The organism is Umezawaea sp. NPDC059074 (genome assembly GCF_042738955.1).
Classification (GTDB): Bacteria; Actinomycetota; Actinomycetes; order Mycobacteriales; family Pseudonocardiaceae; genus Umezawaea.
The window spans coordinates 1-8,210 of record NZ_JBHYHC010000233.1 but is presented as its reverse complement, the minus strand read 5'-3'; the positions used below and the strand labels follow the sequence as shown (position 1 = coordinate 8,210).

General features: G+C 67.1%; 6 protein-coding genes. 1 reads left to right on the top strand and 5 read right to left on the bottom strand.

Annotated elements, in window-relative coordinates; all coding sequences use genetic code 11:
• The 4 genes from ACFWW9_RS44905 to ACFWW9_RS44890 form a co-directional block, all read right to left on the bottom strand.
• The coding region (locus ACFWW9_RS44905; RefSeq protein ID WP_390389575.1) for an ATP-binding cassette domain-containing protein at positions 1-752 on the bottom strand (752 nt) is incomplete at its 3' end.
• Positions 730-2,271: a dipeptide/oligopeptide/nickel ABC transporter permease/ATP-binding protein gene (locus tag ACFWW9_RS44900; protein ID WP_390389572.1), complete on the bottom strand. Its 1,542-nt coding sequence runs from the start codon at positions 2,269-2,271 to the stop codon at positions 730-732. The genes ACFWW9_RS44900 and ACFWW9_RS44905, both read right to left, overlap by 23 nt.
• Positions 2,272-2,484: 213 nt before the next feature.
• On the bottom strand, positions 2,485-3,474 hold the full coding sequence (locus ACFWW9_RS44895) for an ABC transporter permease (RefSeq protein WP_390389571.1): 990 nt from the start codon (positions 3,472-3,474) through the stop codon (positions 2,485-2,487).
• A 4-nt stretch (positions 3,475-3,478) separates the two neighbouring features.
• The gene (locus ACFWW9_RS44890; RefSeq protein ID WP_390389568.1) at positions 3,479-5,158 is read right to left on the bottom strand and encodes an ABC transporter substrate-binding protein; all 1,680 of its coding nucleotides are present in this window, start codon (positions 5,156-5,158) and stop codon (positions 3,479-3,481) included.
• A 206-nt stretch (positions 5,159-5,364) separates the two neighbouring features.
• Here ACFWW9_RS44890 and ACFWW9_RS44885 point away from each other — a divergent pair, with 206 nt between their 5' ends.
• Positions 5,365-6,645 carry an ROK family protein gene (locus tag ACFWW9_RS44885; protein WP_390389566.1) on the top strand — a complete coding sequence of 427 codons (1,281 nt, stop codon included), beginning with the start codon at positions 5,365-5,367 and terminating at the stop codon, positions 6,643-6,645.
• Here ACFWW9_RS44885 and ACFWW9_RS44880 read toward each other — a convergent pair.
• Positions 6,642-7,823 carry an MFS transporter gene (locus ACFWW9_RS44880; RefSeq protein WP_390389563.1) on the bottom strand — a complete coding sequence of 394 codons (1,182 nt, stop codon included), beginning with the start codon at positions 7,821-7,823 and terminating at the stop codon, positions 6,642-6,644. The two genes, ACFWW9_RS44885 and ACFWW9_RS44880, sit on opposite strands and share 4 nt — an antisense overlap.
• Positions 7,824-8,210 lie beyond the last annotated feature (387 nt).

Here is an 8,210-nt window from a genome sequence, read left to right as displayed (position 1 = left end):
ACCCTCCCCCTCCCCAAAGGATCAGGCACAGCCCCAGCCAACAACCGCGTATACGGATGCCGAGGCTCCAAGATCACCGCATCGGCAGGCCCCCTCTCCACCACCCTCCCCCGATAAAGCACCATCACCTCATCCGAAAAAACCCGCGCAGTAGCCAAATCATGCGTGATGTAGAGAACCGCCAGGTTCTCCTCCTCCTGCAACCTCCCCAACAACCTCAACACCCCCATCCGCAACGACACATCCAACATCGACACGGGCTCATCAGCCACCACCACCCCAGCCCCAGGCGCCAACGCCCGAGCAATAGCGACCCTCTGCCTCTGCCCCCCAGACAACTCATACGGCCGCCGCCCAGCAAACGAAGCAGGCAACGACACCCGCTCCAACAACTCCCCCACCGACTCCCCCCGCCCATGCAACTTCAACGGCCGCGCCAAGTGATGCCCCACGGTATGAAACGGGTTCAAAGACGCGAACGGATCCTGGAACACCATCTGCACCCGCCGCCGATACTCCCGATCCCCCAACACCTCCCCATCCACCAAAATCCCCCCGGATGAAGGCTTCTCCAACCGAGCCACCATCCGAGCGATGGTCGACTTCCCCGACCCCGACTCCCCCACCAACGCCACAGTCCGCCCAGCCGACAACGTGAACGACACCCGATCCACAGCCCGCAACACCCGCCGCCGCACCCCCTCCCGCACGGCGAAGTCCTTCACCAGCTCAACCGCCGACAACACCGACATCCCCCTCCCGAACACCAACAGACACCCGAGGAAACGCCGCCAACAACTCCCGCGTATACGGATGCCGAGGCTCAAGGAACACCGACTCAGCAGAACCCATCTCCACCACCTCCCCGTCCTTCATCACCGCGATCCGATCCGCGATCTCCAACAACAACGGCAAGTCATGCGTGATGAACAAAACGGCAAACCCCAACCGATCCCGAAACTCCAGGATCTCCCCCAAAATCCCCCGCTGCACCAAGACATCCAACGCCGTAGTCGGCTCATCCATGATCATCACCTGCGGCTCCAACAACAACGCCATGGCGATCATCACCCGCTGCCGCATCCCCCCGGACAACTCGTGCGGATAAGCCCCCAACCGCCCAACATCAACCCCCACCAACGAGAACACCTCCACACACCGAGCCCGCCGCTCCTCCCGCGACATCTCCGGCCGATGCGTCACCAGCACGTCGTCCAACTGCGAGGCCACCGTCGTCACCGGGCTCAACGCGTTCATCGCCCCTTGGAACACCATCGACAACTTCGACCACCGAAAAACGCGCAACTCCGAAACCCCAAGCCCCAACACATCAACATCCGTCCCATCCCGATCGTGGAACGTCACCGCCCCCGAAGTCACCTCCGCAGGCGCCTTGTGCAACCGGTTCACCGCATACGCCAACGTCGTCTTCCCACACCCCGACTCCCCCGCCAGCCCCAAAATCTCCCCCCGCCGCAACGTCAACGACACGTCCTTCACCGCGTGCACCGGAACCTCCCCCCGGTACACCACGCTCAACCCCTCCACCGTCAACACCGCGTCCTCCACCCCCCGCACAGCAGGCGAGACCCCGGCAACAACGACCTTCCCCACCCCCCGAGGCACATCACGCAACCGCGGATTGATGATCTCGTCGATGCTGAAGTTCACCAACGACAACCCGCACCCGAACAACGCGATCACCAGCCCGGGCGGCACGAACCACCACCAAGCCTCCCGCTGCAACGCAAACCCGTTCTGCGCGTAATAAAGCATCGTCCCCAACGTCGACGAGTTCGACGCCCCCAACCCGAGGAACGACAACCCGGCCTCGCTGAGGATCGCCAGCACCACCGCGAACACGAACTGCGACGCCACCACCGGCAACAGGTTCGGCAACACCTCGACTGTGATGACCCGCCACGTCTTCTCCCCCGCCACCCGCGCGGCGGCCACGTAGTCGCGGTTGCGCAACGACAACGTTTGCGCCCGCAGCACCCGCGCCGAAGCCGCCCACCCGGTCACCGCCAACACGATCGCGACCGTCCACGACCCCCGCTGCGCCGCGGGCACGAACCCGGCGATCACGATCACCAGCGGCAACCCAGGAATCACCAGCATCACGTTGGAGAACAACGAGAACGCCTCGTCGACCAGCCCGCCCGCATAACTACCCACGATGCCGAACACCGCCGACAACACCGTGGCCAGCACCCCGACGATCACCCCGATCTGCAACGACCCCCTGGTCGCGTGCGCGAGCTGCGCCACGACGTCCTGCCCGGTCTGCGTCGTCCCGAGCCAGAACTCCCCTCCCGGCGGCGTCAGCCCGATGTCCCGCACCGCGCTCGGGTCGCCGACCACCAGTGGACCGACCAGCCCCACCAGCACGACGACCCCGATGAGCCCCAGCCCGACCGCGAGCTTGGGCGACCAGCGCGGCAGGACCCGCCGCCTACTCTCCACTGTGGACACGTCGGCTCCTCATCCGCTCACGCGGGTTCGCGGGTCGATCAGGGCGTACAGCAGGTCCACCACGAGGTTGGCCCCGAGCACGGCGACCGTGATGACCAGGAAGATCCCCTGCATCAGCGCGTAGTCGTTGTTCTGCACGGCCTGGAGCAGCTTCGAGCCGATGCCGGGGTAGGAGAACACCTGCTCGGTGATGATCGACCCGGACACCACGAACCCCAGCGAGATCGCGAACCCCGCCACCGACGGCAGCACGGCGTTGCGGGTGGCGTACCGGATCATGATCCGGCTGTCCCGCAGTCCCTTGGCCCGCGCCGTCAGCACGTAGTCCTCGGACGTCGCCGACACCATCATGTTGCGCATCCCCAACAGCCACCCGCCGACCGACGACACCACGATCGTCAACGCGGGCAGGATCCCGTGGTAGACCGCCGACCCGATGAACTCCGCGTCCCACCCCGGCGACAGCACCACGTCGTACCCGCCGGTGAGCGGGAACCAGCCGAGCGCCGAGGCGAACACCGCCACCAGGATCAGCGCCAGCCAGAAGTACGGCACGGCCGCCAGCACGGTCGTCGCGGGCACCAGCGAGTCGAGCCACGTGCCGCGCTTCCAGCCGACCAGCGCACCGAGCGCGATGCCGATCACGAACGACAGCAGCGTCGCGATCCCCACCAGCACCACCGTCCAGGGCAACGACGACGCGATGACCTCCGACACCGGGGCCGGGAACGCGCTGACCGACACCCCGAGGTCACCCCGAAGGACATTGCCCAGGTAGGCGAAGTACTGCCCGACGACGGACTCGTCCCCGCCCGACCCGAGCAGCAGCTCGAACGACCGCCGCGCCGCCGGGTCGATGGACCCGCCGCGCTGCTGCAACTTCGCCAGCAGGATGTCGACCGGGTTCCCCGGCATCAACCGGGGGATGACGAAGTTCAGCGTGAGCGCCGCCCACAGGGCGACCAGGTAGAAGGCGAACTTCCGCACGTAGTAGCGCATCCGCTCACTTGCCCGCGGGCTTGAGGCGCAGGAAGACCTCGGAACTCTCCGGTCGGGACCAGACCGCGGGGAACGCGTACAGGTCGTCCTCGGTCGGCCACCCGGTGAACTTCTTGGCGTTGTACTCGCTGGTCGTGCCGCCGGTCAGGATCGGGATGTAGGGCATGACCTCTTCCACCCGCGCCTGGATCACGTCGAGGTGCGGCTGCCGGGCGGCGGTGTCCTTCGGGTCGATGCGCTTCAACGCGGCCAGCGCGTCGTCCAGCGCCGCGTCCTTCATCCGGCCGAAGTTGGGGTTCGCGACCTCTCCTGCCGGAGCCGTCGTGGCACCGCTGAAGAAGTAGCTGTAGGTGTAGAACGGGTCGGGCGCGGGCCCCTGCTGCACCGCGTCGATCAGCAGCTCGAACTGGCCGCGCCCGCGGGCGTCCGACCACTCGTTCCACGACACCTGCTGCGGCGTCAGCTTGATCCCGACCTGCTGCAACTGCTGGCCGATCGTGTCGACGGCGGTGATGTAGTCGGTCCAGCCCGCGACGACCTTCACCGTCAGCGCCAGCGGCTTGCCGTCCTTGGCGTAGATCCCGTCGCCGCCCTTGGCGTACCCCGCGCCCTCCAGCAGCCCGGTCGCCTTGGCGACGTCGGGGCTCATCGGCGCGGTCTTCTCCTTGAGCTTGGTGGAGACGAGGTCCTTGTCCCGCCGCACCAGCGCGTAACCGGGCGACACCTCGCTCGCGGTGCCCTCGAACGCCAGCGCGTTCACCTGGCTCCGGTTGATGCCGTAGTAGACGGCCTTGCGCACGGCCGGGTCGGTCTGCGGCCCGGTGCAGCCGAGGTCGGCGTTGGAGCAGGTGAACAGCGCGGCCTGGTTCATCGGCGTGATGACGGCCTTGTACCCCGGATAGTTCTTCTCGACGTTCTTGATGTCCGGCACCGGCCCGGTCTGCCAGTCGACCTGCCCGGCCTTCAGCGCGTCCGCCCCGGCCTGGTTGCCGGAGAGGGACAGGTAGCGGATCTTCTTCACCGCGGGTTCGCCGCCGTAGTAGCCGGGGTTCGCCTTGAGGGTGAACGCCTGCGGCTTGAACTCGTCGAGCAGGAACGGGCCGGTGCCGACCGGGTTCTTCACCGGGTCGGTCGCGGGCGTGGCGATGTCCTTCCACAGGTGCTCCGGGACGATGAAGATCTTGCCCAGCACCTGCGGGCCCTCCATGTACGACGGCTCGTCGAACGCCACGACCAGGTGGGTGTCGTCGGTCGCGGTCGCCTTGCCCCGGTACCCCGTGCCGTTCATGGTCTTGTTCTTGGTGATCATGTCGAGCGTGAACACCACGTCCTTCGCGGTGAACTTCTGCCCGTCGGACCACTTCACGTCGTCGCGGACCTCCACCGACAGCTCGGTGCCGTCGGCGTTCCAGGAGAAGCTCTTGCCCAACCGGGGCCTCGGGTCCACCGGGCGGATGACGTTGAAGAAGAACAGCGGTTCGAAGATCGTGCCGGGACCGTCGATGAGCGTGGGCGAGAACGGGTTGAAGTTCGCCTGGTAGTCGCCCGCCTGTCCGGTGTAGAGGACGAGGGTCTCCGCGTCCGCCGACCGGCTGCTCGAGGACGCCCCGCACCCGGCCGCGACCAGCGCGACCACGGCCAATCCCGCCACCGCGACGCGGGAGCGCTGTGCCTTCAGGAACATCGTTGATCCTCTCCTGGCTGGGTGGCAACGACCGGCCGTCGACGGTGCGAGTCGCTGCGGTGGAGAGATTGTTAAGTCAGTGAAGAAAGGAAGTCAAGGGTCCTTGGGCACCCCTCCGCCCACGCCGATCGAGGCGTTCGGCGGCACCCCCTTGCTACCCTTCGGCCGGTGAACGAAGTAAGTGCTGGCCAGGAGGCGGAGGACCAGTGAGCGGTCAGGCCCGGACGACGCTGCACGCGAGCAGCAAGGCGGCAGTCCTGGACGTCGTGCGCGCGGCGGGCACGATCAGCCGGGTAGGCCTCATCAACGCCACCGGCTTCACCGGCGCGACGATCTCCACGGTCGTCCGCAAGCTCATCGACGAGGGCCTCGTCCTGGAGACCGGCCGCGCCGAGTCGACCGGCGGCAAGCGCCGCGTGCTGCTCCAGCTCAACCACGCGTCCCGCTTCGCCATCGGCATCCACCTCGACCACGCGGGCATCACCTACGTGCTCACAAACCTGGGCGGCGCGGTCGTAGCCCGCATCACCAGACCAGGCGCGGGCACCGCCACCCCGACCGAGGTCGTCACCAGAATGGCCACCGAGGTAGCCGCCCTGGTCGAACGCGTAGGCGTCGACCCGGACCGCGTACTGGGCCTGGGCCTCGTCTCCCCCGGCCCCCTCTCAGCCGCCACCGGCATGGCACACACCCCACCGTCCATGCGCCAGTGGGAAGACTTCCCCCTCGACACCGCCTTGGCCCAAGCCACCGGCCTCCCCGTCCTGCTCGACAACGACGCCACCGCCGCGGCCCTCGGCGAACACTGGTCCGGCGGCATAGGCGGCACCTCCACCTCAGCGGCCCTCTACATGGGCACCGGCATCGGCGCGGGCCTGGTGATCGGCGGCATCACCTACCGGGGCATCAGCGGCAACGCGGGCGAAATCGGCCACATCTGCGTGGACGCGCTAGGCCCCGAATGCTGGTGCGGCGCACGCGGCTGCGTAGAAAGCCTCGCGGGCCCAGCAGCAGTGGTCGCCGCGGCCCGCGCGGACCAGTACCTCTCCCGCATGGTCGGCCTCACCGGCACCAAGCGCACCCGCCCGTCCATCGCGGCAGACTTCGCCGCCATCAGCCGAGCAGCAAGACGAGGCGAACCCCAAGCACTGGCCATCCTCGAACGCTCGGCCCGCTACATCGCCGTAGCGGCCCGCACCCTCGCAAACCTCATGGACCTCGACGTCCTGGTCCTCACCGGCCCCAGCTTCGCCATCGCGGGCTCCGTCTACCTCCCCATCGTCCGCGAGGAACTGGACCGCGCGTTCTTCGCCCGCGCCACCCACCAGGTGGACGTCCGTCTCTCCCGCTCAGCGGCCACAGCACCGGCCATCGGCGCGGCGGCCATGGTCCTCCAATCCGAACTCGTCCCACTGCACGAAGGCACCCGCCTCCCCGAAAACCTGGCAGCAGCGGAACCAGCCTTCCTCACCCCACCCAGCGCCTAGCCAATCCGCCGAGGCAACAACAAGGGCGTGGCCAACAACAACACCCCGGCCACCCCAATAGCCACGCGCGGCCCCACCACCCCCGCGAGCACCCCACCCAACGCGGTCACCACCGCGATGCTCGCCTTGGTGGAAATCGACCATGCCGACAACGTCCGCACGACCCGATCAGCAGGCACCTCCTCCAACCGGTAGGTGGCGAACACCGGGTTGAACACCGCCGCAGACGTGATCAACCCGAGTTCCACCACCATCACCAGCACCAACCCACTGATCCCGGCGTGGATGAACACCAACCCGATCGGCCAACAGGCCCGCGCGGTACCGGCAACCAACAACACCGCCCGCCGCCCAAACCGCGACACCAACGGCCGAGCCACCCGCGACCCGACCAACCCACCCAAACACGGCACCGCAAAGGCCAGCCCGTACTGCCACGGCGCAAACCCCAACGGCCCCAACATCATCACGGCCAACAACGGCGCGGACACCATGATCAGCCCGTTCACAGCCATCGTGTTCACGAACAACAACCGCAACACAGAATGACCAAGAACAAACCGCCACCCCTCCACCAAATCCCCCATGCGCGGCGACTTCACCCGCACAGGAACCGCTTCACCCCCACCAATAGCCCGAATCCCCAACGCGGACAACAAAAAACTCACCGCATTGGCCACCACAGTGACCACAGGCCCAAACGCCCCAACCAACACGCCCCCCACCGGCGGCCCCACAGCGGTAGCGGTCCACGCGGTCGACTCGAACCGCCCGTTGGCCACCAACAGGTCCTCCGGCCGCACCAACGCCTTCAACGCAGCCCCACTAGCAGCCTGAAACGCGATATCAGCGGCCCCCACCACCACCGACACCACCACCAACTGCCCAAAACTCAACAACCCCAACACAAACGCCGCAGGCACACTCATCAACGCCACGAACCGCACCAGATCCATAGCGATCATCACCGGCCGCTTACGCCGAAACTCCAACCACGACCCCAACGGCAACGCCACAACAGCCCCAACAGCAACCCCCACAGCAGCCAGAAATGACACGGCCCCAGGCCCAACGTGCAACACCAGGATCGCAATCAACGAAAACGCGTCGAACGCCAACCACGTCCCGAACGCACTGGCCGCATACGCCGCCCACAACCACCCAAACCGCCGACCCACCCCAAGATCCAAGCGACAACAGACCCGAAGGTCAAACCCCCAGGACCAACCCAGACAACCACCCCAGACACCCCACCACCCCCACCAAAATCACCAACCAAAGCCAACCCACAAGCCCCGCAGCCAACGAAGGCGGAAGCGGAAGGCGAAGGCGGGAGACGGAAGGCGGGAGACGGAAGGCGGGAGACGGAAGGCGGGAGGCCCAGGCAGGAGGCGCAGGCGGGAGGCCGAGGCAGGAGGCGGAGGCCGAGGCGGGAGGCGGAGGCGGAAGCGAAGGCGAGAGGCGGGAGCGGGAGCGAAGGCGAGAGGCGAGAGGCGAGAGGCGAGAGGCGGGAGGCGGGAGGCGGGAGTCGGAGGCCGAGTCGGGAGGCGGAGGCGGAAGCGAAT

Coding starts and splice junctions, on each gene's coding strand:
- ACFWW9_RS44895 (WP_390389571.1), bottom strand. CDS start 3,474: ATGCGCTACTACGTGCGGAAGTTCGCCTTCTACCTGGTCGCCCTGTGG.
- ACFWW9_RS44890 (WP_390389568.1), bottom strand. CDS start 5,158: ATGTTCCTGAAGGCACAGCGCTCCCGCGTCGCGGTGGCGGGATTGGCC.